This is a genomic window from Crenalkalicoccus roseus (genome assembly GCF_004761865.1).
Lineage (GTDB): Bacteria > Pseudomonadota > Alphaproteobacteria > Acetobacterales > Acetobacteraceae > Crenalkalicoccus > Crenalkalicoccus roseus.
In genome coordinates this window covers 11,984-30,092 of record NZ_SJDM01000039.1, presented here as the reverse complement: position 1 = coordinate 30,092, position 18,109 = coordinate 11,984, and the positions used below count along the sequence as shown (strand labels likewise).

Below are 18,109 nucleotides of genomic sequence, written 5' to 3'. Positions count from 1 at the left end.
TGGATCAGGTTTGTCCACGCGGCTTAGGGCCGTTTCCACTCGGCCGTGCTCGCGGCAACGGCACCAGCCTCCTGCCCGCGGAGTCGTGGCAAGAGGCCCCGGCCGTTTTCGGCCGTCCGCAACCCGCCCAAGGCGACACGGCGGTTGCCGCCGCGCGCGGCAGCCGCGAAGCTGGGGCATGGCGGGCGTCCCCTTCGACCAGCAGATCACCTTTCTCTACGCCGAGGACCCGGCGGCGTGCCGGCGCTTCTACGCGGAGGTGCTGGGCCTCCGGCTGGTGCTCGACCAGGGCGCCTGCGCCATCTTCGCCGCCGCCAGCGGCCGCGCCTTCCTCGGCGTCTGCCGCGCCCGCGGCGGGCGGCGCCGGGCGGCGGATCCGCGCCGCCAGGGCGGCGTGGTGATCACGATGGTGAGTGAGGATGTGGATGGCTGGCACGCGCGCCTCCTCGCCGCCGGTGCCGAGGTGCTCGGCCCTCCGGCCCTGTCACCGGAATTCCAGGTCTACGGCTTCTTCTTCCGCGATCCCGCAGGATACCTGCTGGAGATCCAGCGTTTCGAGGGGGGCAGCTGGCCGGCACCGGGCTGAGGGACCTCTCCTGCCGCCGGCGCAACCAACTTGCCACCGCCGGCGTTGCGGAAGCGCGGAAGGGCGCCGGTCGCCGCCGGCGGCCGGCCGCCCGCATCGCCGGAACGAAGGAGGCGAGGAATGAATTCGAAGCTCAAGCTCTTGGGCGTGGCCGGCCTGGTCCTGGCTGTCGGCGCCTGTGGCACCGCCCAGCCCGACCGCACCACCGGGGGCGCCGCCGCCGGTGCCGCCACGGGCGCGGGGATTGGCGCGCTGGCCGGGCCTCCGGGCGTGCTGGCGGGCGCGGCGATCGGTGCCGGCGCCGGTGCCGTCACCGGCGCGGCCACGGATCCGCGGACGGTGAACCTCGGCGATCCGCCTTGGCGCGACCCGCAGGTGCGCGTGCCCGGCGTGGCCGAGGGGCCGCAGCGTGGCGCGCAAGGCCAGCGCGCTGCCGATGCGCGGGCAGGTCAGGCCGGGATGAGCCGCGGCGAGGTCCGCGACCTGCAGCGCGCGCTGAACGACCGCGGCTACCAGGCCGGCCCGGTGGACGGCATCTGGGGGCCGCGCACCCGCTCCGCGCTGATGGAGTTCCAGCGTGCCCAGGGCATGGAGCCGACCGGGCGTGTCGACTCCAACGTGCGCCAGGCGCTGAACCTCGGCACCGGCCGGCAGGGCGGCATGCAGCCCCGCGACGATCGCGACCGCGCCTACATGGGCGGGGGCATGGTCGGCACCGGCGGTGAGGCCGGCATGGGCGCGGGCGCCGGCGGCGGCATGGTCGGCCAGCAGCCCGGCATGATGGGGCAGGACCGCATGAACGCCCAGCCCGGCATGCAGAACCGCATGGACCAGCCGGGCACGGATCGTGGCCCGGGGGTGCGCCAGGACACGGGCACCACCGCCCGCTGATCCCGCACGGCCTCCCCGCCGCGCAGGCGGGGAGGTGGGGCGGGTGCCGCGCGCTTCCGTCCCTTGCGCCCGTCGGTGGCTGCACGGGCCTGCCGCAGCGCGACCCGCCTTGGCGGGTCGCGCTCTCTCGCTCTTGCCGGGCGACCGGTCTGCCGCTCCGGCAGTCCCACCCCGCGGATCCTGGCCGAGGCGCGGTCCCGGACATTGGCGCCTCGCCCGGATCGCCGCGCCGGCGGCCACAAGCGGCGACGAAGGAAGACGTCAGCCGGAGCCCGCGCGGCGCCGTGAAGGGGGATGCGCGGGTCGCGGCGCGGAAGAGGCCGCCCTGCGCGGTGGAACCGTTGCGGCCCTTCCCCTCCGGGGCATCGCCGACCACATGCGCGGCATGATCCTCCGCCGCTCCCTCCTGGCCGCTTCCCTGCCGGCCCTGGCCCTTGCTGCCTCGCCGGGCGGGGCACAGCCCGCCCTGTCCGAGCGCGACCGCGCCGACATCGCCCGTGCCGAGGCCTGGCTGAACCGGCTCACCAGCCTCAAGGCCCGCTTCCTGCAGGTGGCCCAGAACGGCGCCGCGGCGGAGGGCACGGCCTGGATCGTCCGTCCGGGGCGGATGCGGTTCGAATACGACCAGGAGCCGCTGCTTCTCGTCGCCAGCCACAACCAGTTCTTCTACTACGACAAGGCCCTGCGCCAGCCGACGGTGGTGCCGGTGGCGGCGACGCCGCTCGGGCTGCTGCTGCGGGAAAGCCCGCGCCTTTCGGGCGACGTCACGGTGACGCGGGTGGAGCGCGGCGGCGGGATGTTCCGCATCACGCTGCACCGCACCGGCGCCCCGGCCGAGGGGCGGCTGACCCTCGTGTTCAGCGAGGAGCCGGTCGAGCTGAAGCAGTGGGTGGTGGTGGACGCCCAGGGGCAGGAGACGCGGGTGAGTCTGTTCCAGCACGAATATGGCGGCCGCTATCCGGCGCTGCTGTTCGAGTTCAACGACCCCCGCTTCCGCGAGCAGCTCGGCCTGCCCTGACGGCCGGCGGTGGGCACGCCGCCCCTGCCTTCTGGGCAGCCGGGGTCGTGACGCCGCCCCTCTGCCGCCTGCCCCGCGCCCGCCGGATGGCCGCCATGCCGTCCTGGCGTGGAACTTGCCTGCTCTTTCCTTGATCATGCCACGCCAGCAGGTGATTTTGACATCCGCATGAAACCCCTGATCGGCATCTCGTGCTGCGTGAAGCCCTTCGGCGTCTTCAACACGCCGAACCATGCCGCCTCGGACAGCTATGTGCGCGTGGTGCTGGGGCCGGTGGAGGGCATTCCCGTCCTGCTCCCGGCGGCGGGGGAGGCGCTGGCGCCGGAGATCCTGCCCCGCCTCGACGGCCTCATCCTCACCGGCAGCCGCTCCAACGTCTGCCCCGACCTGTACGACGGCCCTCCCCACGCCGCAGGGACGCCGGAGGACCATGCCCGCGACGCGACCACCCTGCCGCTCATCCGGGCGGCGATCGCCGCCGGACTGCCGCTGCTCGCGATCTGCCGCGGCTTCCAGGAGCTGAACGTGGCGCTCGGCGGCAGCCTGGACCAGCGGATCCAGGACCTGCCCGGGCGGCTCGACCATTCCACCCCGGCCGACCAGAAGCTGGGCGGGGTGCGGACCGGCAAGGCGCACATGGTCCGCCTCGCGCCGGGCAGCGCCATTGCCCGCCTGGCCGGCCGGCTGGAGGTGCCGGTGAACTCCCTGCACAACCAGGGCATTGCCCGGCTGGCGCCACGCCTGGTGGCGGAGGGCTGGGCGCCCGACGGCACCATCGAGGCGGTGCGGGTGAAGGACGCGCCCGGCTTCGCCCTCGGCGTGCAGTGGCACCCGGAATACGATTGGGAGCGGGATTCCTTCAGCCGCTCCCTGTTCGAGGCCTTCGGCGCCGCCTGCGCCGACTGGGTGGCGCGCCGCCACCGGCGCGTGGCGGCTGAATAGCTCCCCGGGTCCCGATCACGGTTGCGCGAATTCACGCCCTTTGTGCCTGTGGCATGGCTGCATCGTGCAATCCCCTTTTGCAACTCGCGGGACGGGGCGCTATGTTGTCTACACCGGCCCCAGGCCGGTGGACGATCCGGTTTCCCCTGCCGGCTCGCCCGACCTTTCCGATCGGAAACTAACAACAACAGCGCCCGGACACCCCCCTGTCCGGGCGCTTTTTTCTTTGCCGCGACGGAACCGGGATGGCCTTCCGGGGGCAGGGTGGCGCTGCTATCCCTCTCCCTCCCCGCAGACGAAAGACCACGCATGACCGACTACGTCATCGCGCCGCCGCCGGTGGCCGCGCTGCCCATCCGCGGCGAGGCGCGCCTCTTCCCGATCCGCCGCATCTTCTGCGTCGGCCGCAACTACGCCGAGCACGCGATCGAGATGGGCAGCGACCCGACGCGCGAGCCGCCCTTCTACTTCACCAAACCCGCCGACGCGGTGGTGACGGGCGGCGCCGACATGCCCTACCCGCCGATGACGAAGTCCCTGCACCACGAGATGGAACTCGTCGTCGCCATCGGCGAAGGCGGCGCGGACATCCGCGTCGAGGACGCGCTGCGCCACGTCTGGGGCTACTGCGCGGGCCTCGACATGACGCGGCGCGACCTGCAGAACGAGGCGAAGAAGACCGGCCGCCCCTGGGACATGGGCAAGGGCTTTGACCACTCGGCGCCGATGGGCGCGCTGGTGCCGGCGGCGGGGGTGGATCCCTCCCGCGGCAGGATCGAGCTGCGCGTCAACGGGCAGCCGCGCCAAGCGAGCGACCTCTCCAAGCTGATCTGGAGCGTGCCCGAGGTGATCTCCAACCTCTCGCAGCTCGTGCGCCTCGCCCCCGGCGACCTGATCATGACCGGCACGCCGGAAGGTGTCGCCGCGGTGGAACGGGGCGATCTGCTGGAAGGCTTCGTCGAGGGCGTCGGCGAGGTGCGCTGCCGGATCGTCTGAGCGCCATGGACACCGAAGCGGGCGGCTCCGTCGCGGCGCCCGCCCTCGGCCGCGCCGCCACGCGGCGCCCGCTGCGCGTCGCCACCTGGAACATCAACTCCGTCCGCCTGCGCCGCCCGCTGCTGGCCGAGCTCGCCGCCGCGCTCGACCCCGACGTGCTCTGTCTGCAGGAGACCAAGTGCCCGGACGACCTCTTCCCGCTGGAGGAGATCCGCGCCCTCGGCTTCGCGCATGTCGCGCATCGCGGCATGAAGGGCTACAACGGCGTCGCCATCCTCTCCCGCCTGCCCTTCGCCCTGCGGGAGGGCGAGCCGGACTGGTGCGGCAGGGGCGATTGCCGCCACCTCGCCGTGGAGCTCGACGCGCCGGGCGGGCCGCTGGAGCTGCACAATTTCTACGTCCCGGCCGGCGGTGACGTGCCGGACCGCGAGGCCAACCCGAAATTCGCCCACAAGCTCGACTTCGTCGCCGAGGCCGCCGCCTGGTCGGCGGCGCGCGGCGCGCGGCCGCGCAGCATCCTGGTGGGCGACCTCAACATCGCGCCGCTGGAGCACGACGTCTGGTCCCACCGCCAGCTCCTCGACGTCGTCTCCCACACCCCGGTGGAGGTGGAGGCGCTGACCGCCTGGCAGCGCGCAGGGCAGTGGCACGACGCGGTGCGCCACTTCGTGCCGGAAGACCAGAAGCTCTACACGTGGTGGTCCTATCGCGCGCGGGACTGGGCGGTCTCCGACCGGGGGCGGCGGCTGGACCATGTCTGGGTCAGCCCGGACCTCACCGGCCGCCTCTCCCGCCATGCCGTGCTGAAGGCGGCGCGCGGCTGGCGCCAGGCGAGCGACCACGTGCCGGTGATGGTCGAGATCGCGCCGTGAAGTTCGTTGCGGCGGCGATGGAATCCGGCCCGCGCGGGGTATAGGATGACGCCTGGGGATCTCGACTCGCCCCCTGGAACCCGGCCCGTGTGGATCCTCGCCCTCGACGCCTCGCTCGCCCGCTGCTCGGCCGCGCTGATGATGGATGGCGTGATCCGCGCCCATCGCGCCCTCGCCACCGAGCGCGGCCACGCCGCCGCCCTGCCCGCCATGGCGGCGGAGGTGTTGGCCGAGGCCGGGGTGCGGGGGCCAGACCTCGATGCCGTGGCGGCGGTGGTGGGGCCGGGCGGCTTCACCGGGCTGCGCGCCGCCCTGTCCCTGGCGGAGGGGCTCGCCCTCGCCTCCGGCGTGCCGGCGATCGGCGTCACCACCGGCGAGGCCCTGGCCGCGGCGCTGCCGCCGGCGCTGCGGGGCGGACGAGAGGTGTGGGCGGTGGTGGATGGCCGGCGCGGGCGGGTGCTGCTGGAGCGCTTCGCCCCCGGCGCCGCCACGCCCGAGGCGCCCTGCCTGCTTGGCGAGGCGGAGCTGCCGCGTCCGCCGCAGCCCCCGGTGCTCGCCGGGGACGCGGCGGAGGCGGTGGCCGGCTGGCTCGCCGCGCGGGGCGAGGCGGCGGTCCTGGCCCCGGCGCGGCAGCCGGACGCGGCCGATGCCGCCCGCGTGGCGGCGCTGCGCCTGTCCGGCCGGCTGCCGCCCCGCCCGGCGCGGCCGCTCTACGGGGAGCCGCCGGCGGTGCGGCCGCCGGCCGCTCCCGGCTGATGCCCCCGCTCGCCGCGGCCGGAGCGGCGGAGGCCCCGGCGCTCGCTGCGCTGCACGCCGCGAGCATGCCGCCCGGAGCCGCCTGGGGGGCGGAAGCGATCGCGCTGATGCTCGGCCTGCCCGGCGGCTTCGCGCTCTGGCGCCCCGGGGAGGGCTTCGTGCTCGCCCGCGCCGCCGGGGGAGAGGCGGAGATCCTGGCGCTCGCCGTGCTGCCCGCGGTGCGAAGGCGTGGCCTCGGGGCGGCACTGATGGAGGCGGCGATGGCGGCGGCGCTGGCGCGCGGCGCGGTGGCGATGTTCCTGGAAGTGGCGGAGCCGAACGAGGCGGCGCGGGCGCTCTACCGCGGCCTCGGCTTCACCGAGGCGGGCCGCCGCCGGCGCTATTACGCGGACGGGTCGGACGCGCTGGTGCTGCGGCGGGACCTGCCGTAGCGGCCTGCCTCGGTCGGGCCTACCCCTTGCGCAGCAGGATCAGCGTGGTGCCGTCCGGCTGCTCTCGCTGGTCGAGGACGGCATGGCCCTGCTCGGCGGCGGTGCGGGGCACGTTGCGCCGCGGCTCCTCGCCGCGGAGGCGGACCAGCAATGTCTCGCCGGGCCGCATGCGGTCGAGGGCGAGCCGGGTGCGGACGAAGGTCATCGGGCAAGTCTCCGCCGTGATGTCCAGCTCCCGGTCGCCGATCAATTCTTTTGGTGCGCAAGGACTCACCGGCACTCACCTTTCACGCTGCAAACCGCGTTGCGTAGTTGCCAACAGACGGATTATAAGTGCAGAAACCGAGTCGGGAAATGCGGGCGCCATGGCCGAACAGACTCCCTCCAGCGATCTTCTGGGGCTGACGGCGGAAATCGTTTCCGCCCATGTGTCCAACAATCCGGTGTCCCTGGCCGATCTGCCCAACCTTATCCAGGAGGTCTACAAGACCCTGGCCACCGTCGGCGCCCCGACGACGAAGCAGGAGCCGGAGCGGCCGCAGCCGGCGGTTCCCATCAAGAAGTCCGTAACCCCCGAATACCTGATCTGCCTGGAGGACGGAAAGAAGCTGAAGATGCTGAAGCGGCATCTGCAGACCGCCTACGGCATGACGCCCGAGCAGTACCGGGAGCGCTGGGGGCTGCCGCCCGACTATCCCATGGTGGCGCCGAACTATGCCAAGCACCGTTCTTCGCTGGCCAAGAAGATCGGCCTCGGCACCAAGGCCCGCACCCGCACCGGCCGCGCCCCGCGGAGGGACGCCGCCATGGCCCCGGGGCCGGCGGCGCAGGCCAAGCCCGCCTGAGGCGGCGCCGCCACGGCGCGGCGGGATCGTGCCGCGCCCGTCAACGCCATGGTAGGGGCCGCCGCGTCCCGCTATGGTTCATGGTCATCGCCGGCGCGCCCACCCGGCCGGGGGCAGGCCGCCACCCGACGGGCCGCGCCGGGCGTCCCGGCAGGCAGGAGAGCGCAGCGCCATCGGCATGGACAAACGGGCACCGACCGACCGCGACAGCGCTTCCCGCATCGAGAGGCTGTGCATCCAGCACGGGCTGAAGATGACCGGGCAGCGGCGCCTGATCGCCCGCGTCCTGTCCGAGAGCGCGGACCACCCGGATGTGGAGGAGCTCTACCGCCGCGCCGTGGCGCTGGACGACCGCATCTCGATCGCCACCGTCTACCGCACCGTCCGCCTGCTCGAGGAAAAGGGCATCCTGGAGCGGCGGGACTTCGGCGGCGGCCGCGCCCGCTACGACCCCGCGGATCGCGGCCACCACTACCATTTGATCGACGTGGACACCGGTAAGGTGATTGAGTTCGCCGATCCGCGCCACGAGGCGCTGGCGCGCGAGATCGCCGCGCGGCTCGGCTTCGCTCTGGTGGATCTGCGGCTGGAGCTGTTCGGCCGCCGCTTCCCCGAAGGCGCGGTGGCCGAGGACGCCCAGGCGCGGCGCTCCAACGGCGGCGGACGCCAGGACGAAGCATGAACCAGGACAGGGCCGAGCCGCCAGCCGGCGCCGAGAAGGCCGGCTTCGGAGAGCTGCGCGCCGGCAATCTCGGCGTCCGCATCGCCGAGACCGCGGCCGAGGTGGACGCCGTGCAGGCGCTCCGCTTCCGCGTCTTCTACGAGGAGCGGGGCGCCCGGCCCGACGCGGCCACCCTCGCCGCGCGCCGCGACCGCGACGTGTTCGACACCGTCGCCGACCATCTGCTGGTGGTGGACCATGACCTCGGCGAGGGGCCCGACGCCGTGGTCGGCACCTACCGGCTGATCCGGCGCCCGGCGGCGGCGAGGATCGGCCGCTTCTATTCCGAGGACGAGTACGACATCTCCATGCTCGTCTCCGTGCCGGGAGAGGTGCTGGAACTCGGCCGCTCCTGCGTCGCCGCGCCCTATCGCACGCGCGGCACGCTGCAGCTCCTCTGGCGCGGCATCGCCGCCTACGTGTTCCGCCACCGCATCGGCCTCATGTTCGGCTGCGCCAGCCTGCCCGGCACGGATCTCGACGCGCTGGCGCCGCAGCTCACCTATCTCTGGCGCAACCACCTCGCGCCCGAGCCGATCCGGCCGCGCGCCCTGCCGCACCGCTACGTGCCGATGGACCGCATGGACCCGGCGCGGCTCGACGCCCGCGCCGCGCTCGGCGACCTGCCGCCGCTGATCAAGGGCTATCTCCGCCTCGGCGGCTTCGTCGGCGACGGCGCGGTGCTCGACCACCAGTTCAACACCACCGATGTCTGCGTGGTGGTGAAGACCGACCAGGTGACGGAGAAGTACTACCGCCACTACGAGCGCAAGGTCGGCGGCGGGGAATAGCGGCGGCCGGGCCTGTCAGTGCACCCGGCCGCCCTGGTGCGGGCTGTCCAGGCTGAAGGCGGGAATCGCCACGTCGAAGCGTTCCCCGGTCAGCGGCACCACCATGTGGTAGGTGCCGCGCATGAAGCCCGAGGGCGTGGAGAGCGGCGTGCCGGAGGTGTATTCGAAGCTCTCGCCGGGTTCGAGCACCGGCTGCTCCCCCACCACGCCGTCGCCGTGCACCCGCTGCGTGCGGCCCTGCGCGTCGGTGATCAGCCAGGTGCGCTTGAGGAGCTGCACCGTCCGCTGGCCCTCGTTGGCGATGGTGACGCGATAGGCCCACATGTAGTGCCCGCGCTCGGGCTGCGACTGGTCGGCGAGGTAGAAGCTGCGCACGGTGACGCGGATGCCGTTCGTCACCGCGGTGAAGGGATCGCCGGATGCCATGCCCCCCTCCCGCTCAGGCCCGGCGCCGCGCCAGGCCATCCAGGGCCGCGGCGAGGTCCTCGATCAGGTCGTGCGTGTCCTCGAGCCCGACGGAGAGCCGGATCGTGCCGTCGGCGATGCCGAGGCGCGCCCGCTCCTCGGCGCCGATGCGCATGTGGGTGGTGGTGGCCGGGTGGGTCACCAGGCTCTTGGCGTCGCCGAGATTGTTCGAGATGTCGATCAGGCGCAGCGCGTCGCAGAAGCGGAACGCCGCCTCCTTGCCGCCGGCGAGGTCGAAGGTGACCAGCGTGCCACCATCCGCCATCAGTCGCCGCGCCAGCGCGTGCTGCGGGTGGTCGGGGCGGAAGGGGTAGAGCACGCGCGACACTTCCGGCCGCCCCGCGAGGAAGTCGGCGATCGCGGCGGCGCTGCGGCACATGGCGGGAACGCGCAGCGCCAGCGTCTCCAGCCCCTTCAGGATCACCCAGGCGTTGAAGGGGCTGATGGAGGGGCCGGTGTTGCGGATGAAGGGCTGCAGCACCTCCTCCACCCATCTCGCCCGCCCGAGCACCGCGCCGCCGAGCACGCGGCCCTGCCCGTCCATGTGCTTGGTGCAGGAATAGACGACGACGTCGGCGCCGAGTTCGAGCGGCCTCTGCAGCAGCGGCGTGGCGAAGACGTTGTCCACCACCACCAGCGCGCCGGCGCGGCGCGCCATCTCCGCCACCGCCGGCAGGTCCACCAGCTCCAGCATCGGGTTGGAGGGCGTCTCCAGCAGCACCAGCGCCGCGGGGCGGGCGAGGGCGCGCTCCCACTGCGCGAGATCGGCGCCGTCCACGAAGACGCTCTCGATGCCGTAGCGCGGCAGCAGGGTGGAGACGATCCAGTGGCAGGAGCCGAACAGGGCGCGCGAGGCCACCACGCGGTCGCCCGCCCTGAGCTGCGCCATCAGCGCCGCGTGGACGGCAGCCATGCCGGTCGCGGTCATGCGGCAGGCCTCCGCCCCCTCGAGGGCGGCGAGGCGCGCCTCCAGCATCGCCACGGTCGGGTTGCCGAAGCGGGAATACTGGTAGTGCCGCTCGGTCCCGGCGAAGGTGCCCTCGGCCTGCGCCGCGCTGTCGTAGACGAAGCCCGAGGTGAGGAAGAGCGCCTCCGAGGTCTCGTCATGCTCGGAGCGCGTGGTCCCGCCGCGCACCAGCAGGGTGGCGGGCCGGAGCGGACGCTGGGGGAGGGGTTTCGGCATGGGGCGGGAGACACCTTCGGCGACACGGCGTCCGGCCCCTCCCGGGGCGCGGGGAGGGGACCATCCCTCCCGGCGGCCGTTTAGCGCGCTTGTTTTCCCCGGTCCCGAGACCGGAGCCCGTCGGGGACCTCGCCGCAAGCTGGCCGGACAAATCGCGAGGGGGCGGTGCCCGCCGATCGGTTAGGCGAGGCCGGGGCGGCGGTCAAGACGCCGAGGCGGGGGCCGGACCCGCCGGCTCGGCGACGTGCCGGATCGTCCCGCCGAGCGGGGCAGCGACGCGCCAGCCCCCGGCCTCGGGGACGGCGAATTCCGGGCCGAGCGGCGCCTTGCCGCCGCCCCCCGGCAGGTCGAGCACATAGGTCGGCCAAGCGAGGCCGCTCACCCGCCCGCGCAGGGCGCGCAGCAGGGCCCGCCCCTCCGCGATCGGCACCGCGAAGCGGGCGGTGCCGGGGGCGGGGTCGAGCTGGTGCAGGTAGTAGGGCTTCACCCGCGCGGCCAGCATGGCGCGGAACAGCGCCTCCAGCGCCTCCACGCTGTCGTTCACCCCGCGCAGCAGCACGCTCTGCCCGAGCAGCGCGGCGCCGGCGCCGGCGAGGCGGCGCAGCGCGGCGCGGGCGGCGGGGGAGAACTCCCGCGCGTGGTTGGCGTGCACGCAGAGGAACAGCGCCTTTTCCGTCTCCAGCGCGGCGAGCAGCGGCGCCGCCACCCGCTCCGGATCGGCCACCGGCACGCGGCTGTGGAGGCGGATGATCTCGATGTGCGGCAGGGCCGACAGCGCCGCGACGATGCGGGAAAGCCGCCGCGGCGAGAGCATCAGCGGGTCCCCCCCGGTCAGGATCGCCTCCCGCACCGCAGGCGTGGCGGCGAACCAGGCGAGGGCGGCCTCGAGCTCCGCCTCGGTCAGCACCCCGCCCTCCGGCCCCACCGCCTCGCGGCGGAAGCAGAAGCGGCAATAGACCGGGCAGGCGAGCAGCGGCTTCAGCAGCGCCCGGTCCGGGTAGCGGTGCACCACCCCCTTCACCGGGGTGAAGGGGCCGTCCGCGGTGGGGTCCGCCGTCTCGTGCGGGGCGGTGGCCAGCTCGGCCGGGTCGGGCAGGTACTGGCGCGCGATCGGATCGGCGGGATCGGCCGGGTCCATCAGCGCCCGCACGGCGGGAGTGACGGAGACGCTGTAGCGCGCCGCGACGGCGGCGATCTCCGCCCGCCGCTCCGGCGCCAGCAGCCCGGCGGCGACGAGGTCCTCGGCCGAGCGCAGGGTGCGGGCGGGGGCTGGGCGGGGGGTGCTGCCGTCGGGCATGGTGCGCGGCAGGTAGCCCGCAGCCCCCGCCCCCGCAATGCCCCCGCGCCGCCCCCTGCCCCCCTGGCACCCCGAGAGCCTTGCCGCCCGCCTGCCCTTCCTGGAACGCCGCGCCCGCCTGGTGGAGGAGACCCGCGCCTTCTTCCGCGCCCGCGGCTACCGGGAGGTGGAGACGCCCTGCCTGGTGCCGGTGCCCGGGATGGAGGTGCATCTCCGCGCCTTCCGCACCGAGTACCTGCCGCATCTCGGGCAGGGGGAGCGGCGGGTGCTGTGGCTGCGCACCTCGCCCGAGCTCGCCCTGAAGCGCCTGCTGGTGGCCGGCGCCGGCCCGGTCTTCGAGCTGGCGCGGGTCTGGCGCAACGGCGAGAACGGGCCGCGCCACGCCCCCGAATTCACCATGCTGGAATGGTATCGCCCCGGCCTCGGCCTCGACGGGCTGATGGACGAGGCGGAGGCGTTCCTGCGTGCCGTCTGCCCGCGGGTGGTCGCGCATGAGGGGGTGGAGACCGACCTGAGCCTGCCCTTCGAGCGCATCACCGTGCGGGAGGCCTTCGCGCGCTGGTGCGGCGGGCTCGACATCCTGGCGACCGAGGGCGACGCCGCCCGGCTGCGCACGGCGGCCGCCCGCATCGGCGTGGCGCCGCGCGAGGGCGAGGGGTGGGAGGACCTGTTCTTCCGTCTGCTGCTCGAACGCGTGGAGCCGAATCTCGGCCGCGGCCGCGCCAGCTTCCTGACCCACTGGCCGGCGCCGCAGGCCGCGCTCGCCCGCCGCGATCCGGCCGACCCCCGGGCCGCGCTGCGCTTCGAGCTGTTCGTCGCCGGGCTGGAGCTCGCCAACGCCTTCGACGAGCTGACCGACCCGGCGGAGCAGCGCGCCCGCTTCGCGGCCGACGTGGCGGAGCGCCGCCGCCTCTACGGCGGGGAGGGATGGGGGGTGGACGAGGATTTCCTCGCCGCGCTGGAGCACGGGATGCCCTCGGGCAGCGGCATCGCGCTCGGCTTCGACCGCCTGGCGATGCTCGCCGCCGGGGCACGGCACATCGGGGACGTGCTGTGGCTGCCCCTCGCGCCCTGATGGCGGCCCGCGGATCGCGGCCGATCCGCGTCTCAGCCACCGGCGTCCGGCCTGGGGCGCGATCCGCATCCTCCACTCCGCAGAGCGGAGCGACGCTCCCGGCCGGTCCCGCCATCCGCGATCCGCTCTAGGGCCGGAGCGCGCCTTCCGCCGCGCGCAGCGTGGCGAGCATCTCTGCCGCCGCCTCGCGCGGCAGGAAGTAGAAGACGAAGATGTAAGGGTCGGAGGAAGCGAAGACCGCCGGGTTGGGGCTGGCGCGCTGCATGGTCGGGCGGTGGAACTCCGCCATCGGCCGCCACTCGCCCCAGAACTCGAAGAAGGCGTCGTAGCCGAGTGCGTCGAGATAGGCGGGCACCGCGAAGGTGGAACCCTCCCGGTGCCGCTCCTCGATCTCGATCGAGAGGACGGGGCGGCAGCGCAGCAGCGTCTCCCGCGCGCCGCGCAGCACCTCGTATTCCGCCCCCTCGGCGTCGAGCTTGACGGCGGTGAGGTCCGTCAGGCCGAACTCGTCGAGGCGGCGCAGCGGCACGGTGTGACGCTGCTCGGTCACCCGCACGTCGAGCCCGGCATAGCCCTTGGCGGTGGAGGCCCATTGCTCCTGCGCCACGCCGTCCAGGACTGGCACGGCGAGCGTCACCTCGCCATGGCGGTCGCCGAGCGCCTCCTGGCGCAGCTCCACATTGGGCAGCGCGCCGGCCGCCTGGCGCAGCCGCCCGAAGGCGGCGGGCAGCGGCTCGAAGGCGAGGACGCGAGAGCGCGGCAGGCGGGCGAGCGGCAGGGTGAAGGCGCCGTCATGCGCGCCGACGTCGAGCAGCGTGCCGGGGCGGTGCAGCACGCGGTGGAAGGCGAGTTCGTCCACGGTCCGCCCCGCGCCGCCTCAGCGCGCCGGGCCGCCGACGCGGCGGATGAAGGCGGCGAAGGCCCTGAGCTGGGCCGCGATGGCGTTGCGCGTCGCCTCGTCGGTGATCTCGCCGGCTTCGGAGATGCGGTTCTGCGCGGTCGCGACCATCACCTCCGGCCGGTTCATCACCAGGGGGTCGAGGAAGACCAGGCTCTGGCGCAGGTGGTACTGCGCCCGCGCGCCCCCGAGCATCCCCTGGGAGGCGGACTGCAGGGCGACGGGCTTGCCCGCGAAGGGCTGCTCGGGCAGGCGGGAGAGCCAGTCGATCGCGTTCTTCAGCCCGCCCGGGATCGAGTAGTTGTATTCGGGCGTGACGATGATGAGGCCGTCCGCGGCGCGGATCGCCTCGGCCATGGCGGTGACCGGGGCGGGGAAGCCCTGGGCCTGGATGTCGGCGTTGTAGATGGGGAACTCGCCGATGCTGCCGAGCGGGGCGATGCGCATCCCCTCCGGCGCCAGCCCGGGCAGGGCGCGGGCGATGGCCGCGTTGTAGGAGGCGCGGCGCAGGCTGCCGCAGAGGGTGACGACGTTCAGCGTGTCGGCCATGCGTCTCTCCTGTCAAGGCATCGCGCGGGGCGGGGGCTATGCCGCCGCCGCGATCGCGGCGTTCATCGCCCGCACCCCGGCGGCCGGTCCCTCCGGATGGTTCCACACTGCGCCGATCACCGCCAGGAAGTCCGCCCCGGCGCGGACCAGCGGCGCGCAATTCGTTGCCGTGATGCCGCCGATGGCGACGCAGGGGAGCTCGAACATCGTGGACCACCACTCGAGGATCTCGGGCGTGGCGTGGTGCCGCACCGCCTTGGTGTCGGTCGGGAAGAAGGCGCCGAAGGCGACGTAGTCGGCCCCCGCCTCGCCCGCCTCCATCGCCAGGTGGCGGGAGGCGTGGCAGGTGATGCCGAGGGTGCGCTCCGGTCCGAGCAGGCGCCGTGCCTCGGCGTGGTGGCCGTCCTCCTGGCCGAGATGCGCGCCGTCGCAGCCCAGCTCAACGGCAAGGTCGGCGCGGTCGTTCATCAGCACGGCGACGCCGCGGGACTGCGCGACCGGCAGGATCGCCCCGGTGGCGCGGCGGATCGCGTCGTCATCCGCGCCCTTCAGCCGGATCTGCAGCGCCGCGACGTCCCCGGCATCGAGGGCGCGGGCGAGATCCTCGGCGGCGAAGCGCGCCGGGTCGGACAGGACGGGCGGGGTGATGAGGTAGAGGCGGCAGCGGTCGCGGTCCATGGCGCATCAACCCATGCCGCGGCGGCGCCGGCAAGCGGGGAGGGCGCAACGGAGCACCCCCCCCGCCGGCCGGGAATCAGGCCGGCGACCTGTAGATCTCGATGATGTCGGAGAGCAGCTTCAGCGCCTCCGCCTTCGGGCGCTGGAAGGTGTTGCGGCCGATGATCGAGCCGTTGCCGCCGCCGGCATGGATCGCCTTCACCTCCTCGATGATGCCGCCCGTCGATTCCCTCGCCTCGCCGCCAGAGAACACCACCAGGCGGCGGCCGTTGAACGCGGCCTGCACCACGTGGCGGATGCGCGCCACCGGATCGTTCACCTCCACCGGGTGCTTCTCGTAGGTCTTCTTGGCGGCGTCGAGCGAGATGGCGGCGGTCGGCGGCTTCACCTTGATGATGTGCGCGCCGATCAGCGCCGCCATGTGCGCGGCGTAGGCGCAGATGTCGAGCGCGGTCTCGCCGGTCTTGTCCAGCATCGGGCCGCGCGGGTAGCTCCACACCACCACGGCGAGGCCGACGGACTTCGCCTCCTCCGCCAGCTCGCGCAGCTCCTCCATCATCTCGAACTGGTATTCGGAGGCCGGGTAGATGGTGAAGCCGATCGCCGAGCAGCCGAGGCGCAGCGCGTCGCCGACCGAGGCCGTCACCGCCTGGTCCTTGGTGGTGGAGAGCGAGTTGGAGGAGTTGACCTTCAGGATGGTCGGGATCTGGCCGGCGAAGCTCGCCGCTCCCGCCTCGATCATGCCGAGCGGGGCGGCATAGGCGTTCAGCCCGGCCTCGATCGCCAGCTCGAAATGGTAGCGCGGGTCATAGGCCGCCGGGTTGGGCGCGAAGCTGCGCGCCGGGCCGTGCTCGAAGCCCTGGTCCACCGGCAGGATCACCATGCGGCCGGTGCCGCCGAGCTTGCCCTGCATCAGGATGCGGGTGAGGTTGGCCTTCGTGCCGGGATTGTCGCTCTCGTACCAGGAGAGGATCTCCTTCACCTTCGGCGTGAGCTGCATCGGCGTCTCCTTCTCGGGCGTCCACTGCCCCGGATGATCCGCGGTGTAGCCGAGGGTCCGGCCGGTGTCATCCGGCGTGCGACAACCACCGCGCGAGCTTCGCGCGTCCGCCGGGCCGGCGCAGATCAAGATCGCGCAGGTCGAGCGCCGGCGGGCGGGCGGGCAGCACCGCGGCGCCGATCTCCGCCGCCGCGGCGGCGACGGCGGGGAAGGCCGGGCAGGCGGGGTCGAGCACCACGAGCCGCGCCCCCTCCCGCAGCGCCGCCAGCGCGTGCCCCGGCGCCTCGGCGCAGTCGAGCGCGGCGGCGTGCGGCACGCCGGGCGCGCCCTCCGCCGCCCGGCGGACCAGCGCCAGGAACCAGGCGGCGCCGAGGCTGCCGGCGGCGCCGGGGGCGGAGAGCAGCAGCACCCCGCCCGGGCCGGCCAGCGCCAGCGCCGCCGCGGCCTGCGCCGCGTCGTGCACGACCACCGCGGGCATGCGGCGCCCGCCGCTCACCGTTGACCCGCCTCCATGCCCATGCCAAGGCTTCGAGCACACCGCGCCGGGCGCGTCCAGCGCCCGCGGGGCCGGGCGGCGCCCGGCAGCATCATCGGGAGCGGCATGAGCGACAGCGCGAGGGACCCCGTGGCGCAGGCGGCGGCGCGGCTGGAGGCGGCGGTGGAACGGCTCGCCGAGGCGCTGGCCCGCCCGCGCCCCGATGCGGAGGACATGGTGCCGCGCGCCGAGGTCGCCGCCCTCGCCGAGCGGCTGGACGCCACCATCGCCCGGCTGCGCGGCGCGATCGCCGAGGAGCTGCGGCGTCCGGAGGAGGAGTGAGGGCGTGGGGCAGGTCACGGTCCGGGTCAACGGCTACAGCCATACCATCGGCTGCAAGGACGGGGAGGAGCAGCACGTCCTCGACCTGGTGGCGCAGATCGAGGAGAAGGTGCGGGTGATCCGCGCCATGGGCGGGCAGTTCTCCGAGGCGCGGATGCTGCTGCACGTGGCGCTGCTGCTGGCCGACGAGGCCGCCGACCTCCGGGCGGAGCTGGCGCGGCTGCGCGCGGGCGGCGCGGCCGCCGACCCGGAGCTGGCGGACCGCCTGAACCGGATCGCCGAGCGGATCGAGGGGCTGGCCCAGGCCGTGCACCGTGCCTAGAGCGGATCGCGGACGGCCAGGGCCGGCCGGGAGCGTGAATCCGCTCTACGGAATGGAGGATGCGGATCGCGGACGGCCAGGGCCGGCCGGGAGCGTGAATCCGCTCTACGGAATGGAGGATGCGGATCGCGGACGGCGGGGAGCGTGACTCCGGGCGGCGGGACGAGGGGGCGGGGCCGGGCGGCGGGCGGCGGCTCTGGCGGCGGCGCGGGCGGAGCCCTATATGCGGCGGGCGGGGCTGCCCGGTGCGTCAGGCAATTCATCCCCGGGGCCAACAAGCATCCTCCGGGAGCTGGCTCTGCCCGGATCGTGGTCCGGGCACCTGGCGCCCACCTGCTACGGCAGGCCTTGGGAGGATGAGACGCCAACGGCCATGGCGGCTCCGCACATCCCCATGACCCATGTGACCGACTGGTGCCCGGTGCTGCTCGCCGAGCGCAAGGCGGCGGCGCGCGCCGCCGCCCATGCCCGCCGCGCCGGCTGCGATCCCCGCCTTGGCGAGCGTCTCGCCGCGCATGTGCTGGCCGAGTGCCCGCCCCCGCCGGGGGCGGTGGTCGCCGGTTTCTGGCCCATGGGCAGCGAGATCGACATCCGCCCGCTGCTGCGGGCGCTGGAGGCGCGGGGCCACCCCCTCGCCCTGCCGGTGACGCCGCGGCGCGGCCAGCCGCTCGCCTTCCGCCGCTGGCGCTTCGGCGAGGCGCTCGCCCCCGGCCCGCTCGGCACCCGCCAGCCGGCCGCGGGCCAGGCGGTGCGGCCGGACTGGCTGCTGGTGCCGCTGCTTGCCTTCGATCGCGCCGGGCGCCGCCTCGGCTATGGCGGGGGCTATTACGACCGCACCCTGGCCGCGCTGCCCGGCGCCACCGCGCTCGGCTGCGCCTATGCGGCGCAGGAGGTGCCGGAGGTGCCGGCCGGGCCGGAGGATGCGGTGCTGCCCCGCATCGCCACCGAGGCCGGGATCATCCGGTGCGGGGCCTGA

24 protein-coding genes and 1 other RNA gene are annotated in these 18,109 nt (G+C 74.3%); 16 read left to right on the top strand and 9 right to left on the bottom strand.

Features of this window, described 5'->3' with window-relative positions:
* The first annotated feature begins 178 nt into the window (after positions 1–178).
* From ET526_RS17260 to ET526_RS17225, 8 genes are all read left to right on the top strand, one after another.
* Positions 179–586, top strand: a complete 408-nt coding sequence (locus tag ET526_RS17260; RefSeq protein ID WP_135469347.1) for a VOC family protein — start codon at positions 179–181, stop codon at positions 584–586.
* 120 nt (positions 587–706) lie between these two features.
* Positions 707–1,477 (top strand): peptidoglycan-binding domain-containing protein, encoded by a 771-nt coding sequence (locus ET526_RS17255; RefSeq protein WP_135469345.1) that lies wholly within the window; start codon positions 707–709, stop codon positions 1,475–1,477.
* A gap of 376 nt (positions 1,478–1,853) precedes the next feature.
* The gene (locus tag ET526_RS17250) at positions 1,854–2,495 is read left to right on the top strand and encodes a LolA family protein (protein WP_240048449.1); all 642 of its coding nucleotides are present in this window, start codon (positions 1,854–1,856) and stop codon (positions 2,493–2,495) included.
* A gap of 168 nt (positions 2,496–2,663) precedes the next feature.
* On the top strand, positions 2,664–3,437 hold the full coding sequence (locus tag ET526_RS17245) for a gamma-glutamyl-gamma-aminobutyrate hydrolase family protein (RefSeq protein ID WP_135469343.1): 774 nt from the start codon (positions 2,664–2,666) through the stop codon (positions 3,435–3,437).
* A gap of 309 nt (positions 3,438–3,746) precedes the next feature.
* A complete protein-coding gene (locus tag ET526_RS17240; RefSeq protein WP_135469341.1) occupies positions 3,747–4,433 on the top strand; it encodes a fumarylacetoacetate hydrolase family protein in 687 nt (228 codons plus the stop codon).
* A 5-nt stretch (positions 4,434–4,438) separates the two neighbouring features.
* Positions 4,439–5,305, top strand: a complete 867-nt coding sequence (locus ET526_RS17235) for an exodeoxyribonuclease III (RefSeq protein ID WP_135469338.1) — start codon at positions 4,439–4,441, stop codon at positions 5,303–5,305.
* 87 nt (positions 5,306–5,392) lie between these two features.
* Positions 5,393–6,061 carry a tRNA (adenosine(37)-N6)-threonylcarbamoyltransferase complex dimerization subunit type 1 TsaB gene (gene tsaB / locus ET526_RS17230; protein WP_158295625.1) on the top strand — a complete coding sequence of 223 codons (669 nt, stop codon included), beginning with the start codon at positions 5,393–5,395 and terminating at the stop codon, positions 6,059–6,061.
* Positions 6,061–6,492, top strand: a complete 432-nt coding sequence (locus ET526_RS17225; RefSeq protein ID WP_135469334.1) for a GNAT family N-acetyltransferase — start codon at positions 6,061–6,063, stop codon at positions 6,490–6,492. The genes tsaB and ET526_RS17225 overlap by 1 nt, the downstream gene beginning before the upstream one ends.
* Before the next feature lie 19 nt (positions 6,493–6,511).
* Here ET526_RS17225 and ET526_RS17220 read toward each other — a convergent pair whose 3' ends face one another.
* Entirely contained in the window at positions 6,512–6,697 is a 186-nt protein-coding gene (locus tag ET526_RS17220) for a sulfurtransferase TusA family protein (protein WP_135469332.1), read from the bottom strand.
* Positions 6,698–6,857: 160 nt separating this feature from the next.
* Between ET526_RS17220 and ET526_RS17215 the strand changes: the two genes are divergently transcribed.
* The 3 genes from ET526_RS17215 to ET526_RS17205 all read left to right on the top strand — a co-directional run bounded on the left by ET526_RS17215 (position 6,858) and on the right by ET526_RS17205 (position 8,849).
* Positions 6,858–7,337 (top strand): MucR family transcriptional regulator, encoded by a 480-nt coding sequence (locus ET526_RS17215; protein WP_135469329.1) that lies wholly within the window; start codon positions 6,858–6,860, stop codon positions 7,335–7,337.
* A gap of 178 nt (positions 7,338–7,515) precedes the next feature.
* The gene (locus ET526_RS17210) at positions 7,516–8,019 is read left to right on the top strand and encodes a Fur family transcriptional regulator (protein WP_135469327.1); all 504 of its coding nucleotides are present in this window, start codon (positions 7,516–7,518) and stop codon (positions 8,017–8,019) included.
* On the top strand, positions 8,016–8,849 hold the full coding sequence (locus tag ET526_RS17205) for a GNAT family N-acetyltransferase (RefSeq protein ID WP_135469325.1): 834 nt from the start codon (positions 8,016–8,018) through the stop codon (positions 8,847–8,849). Before ET526_RS17210 ends, ET526_RS17205 begins: the two co-directional genes overlap by 4 nt.
* 15 nt (positions 8,850–8,864) lie before the next feature.
* Here the strand turns inward: ET526_RS17205 and apaG are convergent, their stop codons facing one another.
* The 3 genes from apaG to ET526_RS17190 all read right to left on the bottom strand — a co-directional run bounded on the left by apaG (position 8,865) and on the right by ET526_RS17190 (position 11,794).
* Entirely contained in the window at positions 8,865–9,275 is a 411-nt protein-coding gene (gene apaG, locus ET526_RS17200; protein WP_135469322.1) for a Co2+/Mg2+ efflux protein ApaG, read from the bottom strand.
* A gap of 13 nt (positions 9,276–9,288) precedes the next feature.
* Complete coding sequence (gene metZ, locus ET526_RS17195; protein ID WP_135469320.1) at positions 9,289–10,497, bottom strand: O-succinylhomoserine sulfhydrylase; 1,209 nt, start codon at positions 10,495–10,497, stop codon at positions 9,289–9,291.
* Positions 10,498–10,699: 202 nt separating this feature from the next.
* Entirely contained in the window at positions 10,700–11,794 is a 1,095-nt protein-coding gene (locus ET526_RS17190) for a lysine-2,3-aminomutase-like protein (RefSeq protein ID WP_135469317.1), read from the bottom strand.
* 37 nt (positions 11,795–11,831) lie between these two features.
* Here ET526_RS17190 and epmA point away from each other — a divergent pair, with 37 nt between their 5' ends.
* Positions 11,832–12,869: an EF-P lysine aminoacylase EpmA gene (epmA, locus tag ET526_RS17185; RefSeq protein WP_135469315.1), complete on the top strand. Its 1,038-nt coding sequence runs from the start codon at positions 11,832–11,834 to the stop codon at positions 12,867–12,869.
* Positions 12,870–12,996: 127 nt separating this feature from the next.
* Here the strand turns inward: epmA and ET526_RS17180 are convergent, their stop codons facing one another.
* From ET526_RS17180 to ET526_RS17160, 5 genes are all read right to left on the bottom strand, one after another.
* The gene (locus tag ET526_RS17180) at positions 12,997–13,728 is read right to left on the bottom strand and encodes an FkbM family methyltransferase (RefSeq protein WP_135469313.1); all 732 of its coding nucleotides are present in this window, start codon (positions 13,726–13,728) and stop codon (positions 12,997–12,999) included.
* Between the two features lie 18 nt (positions 13,729–13,746).
* Positions 13,747–14,316 (bottom strand): NADPH-dependent FMN reductase, encoded by a 570-nt coding sequence (locus ET526_RS17175; protein WP_135469311.1) that lies wholly within the window; start codon positions 14,314–14,316, stop codon positions 13,747–13,749.
* Between the two features lie 36 nt (positions 14,317–14,352).
* Positions 14,353–14,994: a thiamine phosphate synthase gene (gene thiE / locus ET526_RS17170; RefSeq protein WP_135469309.1), complete on the bottom strand. Its 642-nt coding sequence runs from the start codon at positions 14,992–14,994 to the stop codon at positions 14,353–14,355.
* Positions 14,995–15,070: 76 nt separating this feature from the next.
* A complete protein-coding gene (locus ET526_RS17165) occupies positions 15,071–15,994 on the bottom strand; it encodes a class I fructose-bisphosphate aldolase (RefSeq protein ID WP_135469307.1) in 924 nt (307 codons plus the stop codon).
* Positions 15,995–16,061: 67 nt separating this feature from the next.
* On the bottom strand, positions 16,062–16,472 hold the full coding sequence (locus tag ET526_RS17160) for a hypothetical protein (protein WP_135469305.1): 411 nt from the start codon (positions 16,470–16,472) through the stop codon (positions 16,062–16,064).
* A gap of 123 nt (positions 16,473–16,595) precedes the next feature.
* Here ET526_RS17160 and ET526_RS17155 point away from each other — a divergent pair, with 123 nt between their 5' ends.
* The 4 genes from ET526_RS17155 to ET526_RS17140 all read left to right on the top strand — a co-directional run bounded on the left by ET526_RS17155 (position 16,596) and on the right by ET526_RS17140 (position 18,109).
* Positions 16,596–16,811: a hypothetical protein gene (locus tag ET526_RS17155; protein WP_135469303.1), complete on the top strand. Its 216-nt coding sequence runs from the start codon at positions 16,596–16,598 to the stop codon at positions 16,809–16,811.
* 4 nt (positions 16,812–16,815) lie between these two features.
* The gene (locus tag ET526_RS17150; RefSeq protein WP_135469301.1) at positions 16,816–17,133 is read left to right on the top strand and encodes a cell division protein ZapA; all 318 of its coding nucleotides are present in this window, start codon (positions 16,816–16,818) and stop codon (positions 17,131–17,133) included.
* A 232-nt stretch (positions 17,134–17,365) separates the two neighbouring features.
* A non-coding RNA gene (gene ssrS / locus ET526_RS17145) (6S RNA) lies at positions 17,366–17,520 on the top strand.
* A complete protein-coding gene (locus ET526_RS17140) occupies positions 17,507–18,109 on the top strand; it encodes a 5-formyltetrahydrofolate cyclo-ligase (protein ID WP_135469299.1) in 603 nt (200 codons plus the stop codon). The genes ssrS and ET526_RS17140 overlap by 14 nt, the downstream gene beginning before the upstream one ends.

Excerpts from the sequence above, each read along its gene's own strand:
- ET526_RS17160 (WP_135469305.1), bottom strand. The coding sequence starts at position 16,472 with ATGCCCGCGGTGGTCGTGCACGACGCGGCGCAGGCCGCGGCGGCGCTG.
- ET526_RS17190 (WP_135469317.1), bottom strand. The coding sequence starts at position 11,794 with ATGCCCGACGGCAGCACCCCCCGCCCAGCCCCCGCCCGCACCCTGCGC.
- ET526_RS17245 (WP_135469343.1), top strand. The coding sequence starts at position 2,664 with ATGAAACCCCTGATCGGCATCTCGTGCTGCGTGAAGCCCTTCGGCGTC.
- metZ (WP_135469320.1), bottom strand. The coding sequence starts at position 10,497 with ATGCCGAAACCCCTCCCCCAGCGTCCGCTCCGGCCCGCCACCCTGCTG.
- ET526_RS17175 (WP_135469311.1), bottom strand. The coding sequence starts at position 14,316 with ATGGCCGACACGCTGAACGTCGTCACCCTCTGCGGCAGCCTGCGCCGC.
- ET526_RS17165 (WP_135469307.1), bottom strand. The coding sequence starts at position 15,994 with ATGCAGCTCACGCCGAAGGTGAAGGAGATCCTCTCCTGGTACGAGAGC.
- ET526_RS17235 (WP_135469338.1), top strand. The coding sequence starts at position 4,439 with ATGGACACCGAAGCGGGCGGCTCCGTCGCGGCGCCCGCCCTCGGCCGC.
- ET526_RS17155 (WP_135469303.1), top strand. The coding sequence starts at position 16,596 with ATGAGCGACAGCGCGAGGGACCCCGTGGCGCAGGCGGCGGCGCGGCTG.
- thiE (WP_135469309.1), bottom strand. The coding sequence starts at position 14,994 with ATGGACCGCGACCGCTGCCGCCTCTACCTCATCACCCCGCCCGTCCTG.
- ET526_RS17205 (WP_135469325.1), top strand. The coding sequence starts at position 8,016 with ATGAACCAGGACAGGGCCGAGCCGCCAGCCGGCGCCGAGAAGGCCGGC.
- ET526_RS17215 (WP_135469329.1), top strand. The coding sequence starts at position 6,858 with ATGGCCGAACAGACTCCCTCCAGCGATCTTCTGGGGCTGACGGCGGAA.
- apaG (WP_135469322.1), bottom strand. The coding sequence starts at position 9,275 with ATGGCATCCGGCGATCCCTTCACCGCGGTGACGAACGGCATCCGCGTC.
- ET526_RS17210 (WP_135469327.1), top strand. The coding sequence starts at position 7,516 with ATGGACAAACGGGCACCGACCGACCGCGACAGCGCTTCCCGCATCGAG.
- ET526_RS17225 (WP_135469334.1), top strand. The coding sequence starts at position 6,061 with ATGCCCCCGCTCGCCGCGGCCGGAGCGGCGGAGGCCCCGGCGCTCGCT.
- ET526_RS17220 (WP_135469332.1), bottom strand. The coding sequence starts at position 6,697 with ATGACCTTCGTCCGCACCCGGCTCGCCCTCGACCGCATGCGGCCCGGC.
- epmA (WP_135469315.1), top strand. The coding sequence starts at position 11,832 with ATGCCCCCGCGCCGCCCCCTGCCCCCCTGGCACCCCGAGAGCCTTGCC.
- ET526_RS17240 (WP_135469341.1), top strand. The coding sequence starts at position 3,747 with ATGACCGACTACGTCATCGCGCCGCCGCCGGTGGCCGCGCTGCCCATC.
- ET526_RS17250 (WP_240048449.1), top strand. The coding sequence starts at position 1,854 with ATGCGCGGCATGATCCTCCGCCGCTCCCTCCTGGCCGCTTCCCTGCCG.
- ET526_RS17255 (WP_135469345.1), top strand. The coding sequence starts at position 707 with ATGAATTCGAAGCTCAAGCTCTTGGGCGTGGCCGGCCTGGTCCTGGCT.
- ET526_RS17260 (WP_135469347.1), top strand. The coding sequence starts at position 179 with ATGGCGGGCGTCCCCTTCGACCAGCAGATCACCTTTCTCTACGCCGAG.
- ET526_RS17140 (WP_135469299.1), top strand. The coding sequence starts at position 17,507 with ATGGCGGCTCCGCACATCCCCATGACCCATGTGACCGACTGGTGCCCG.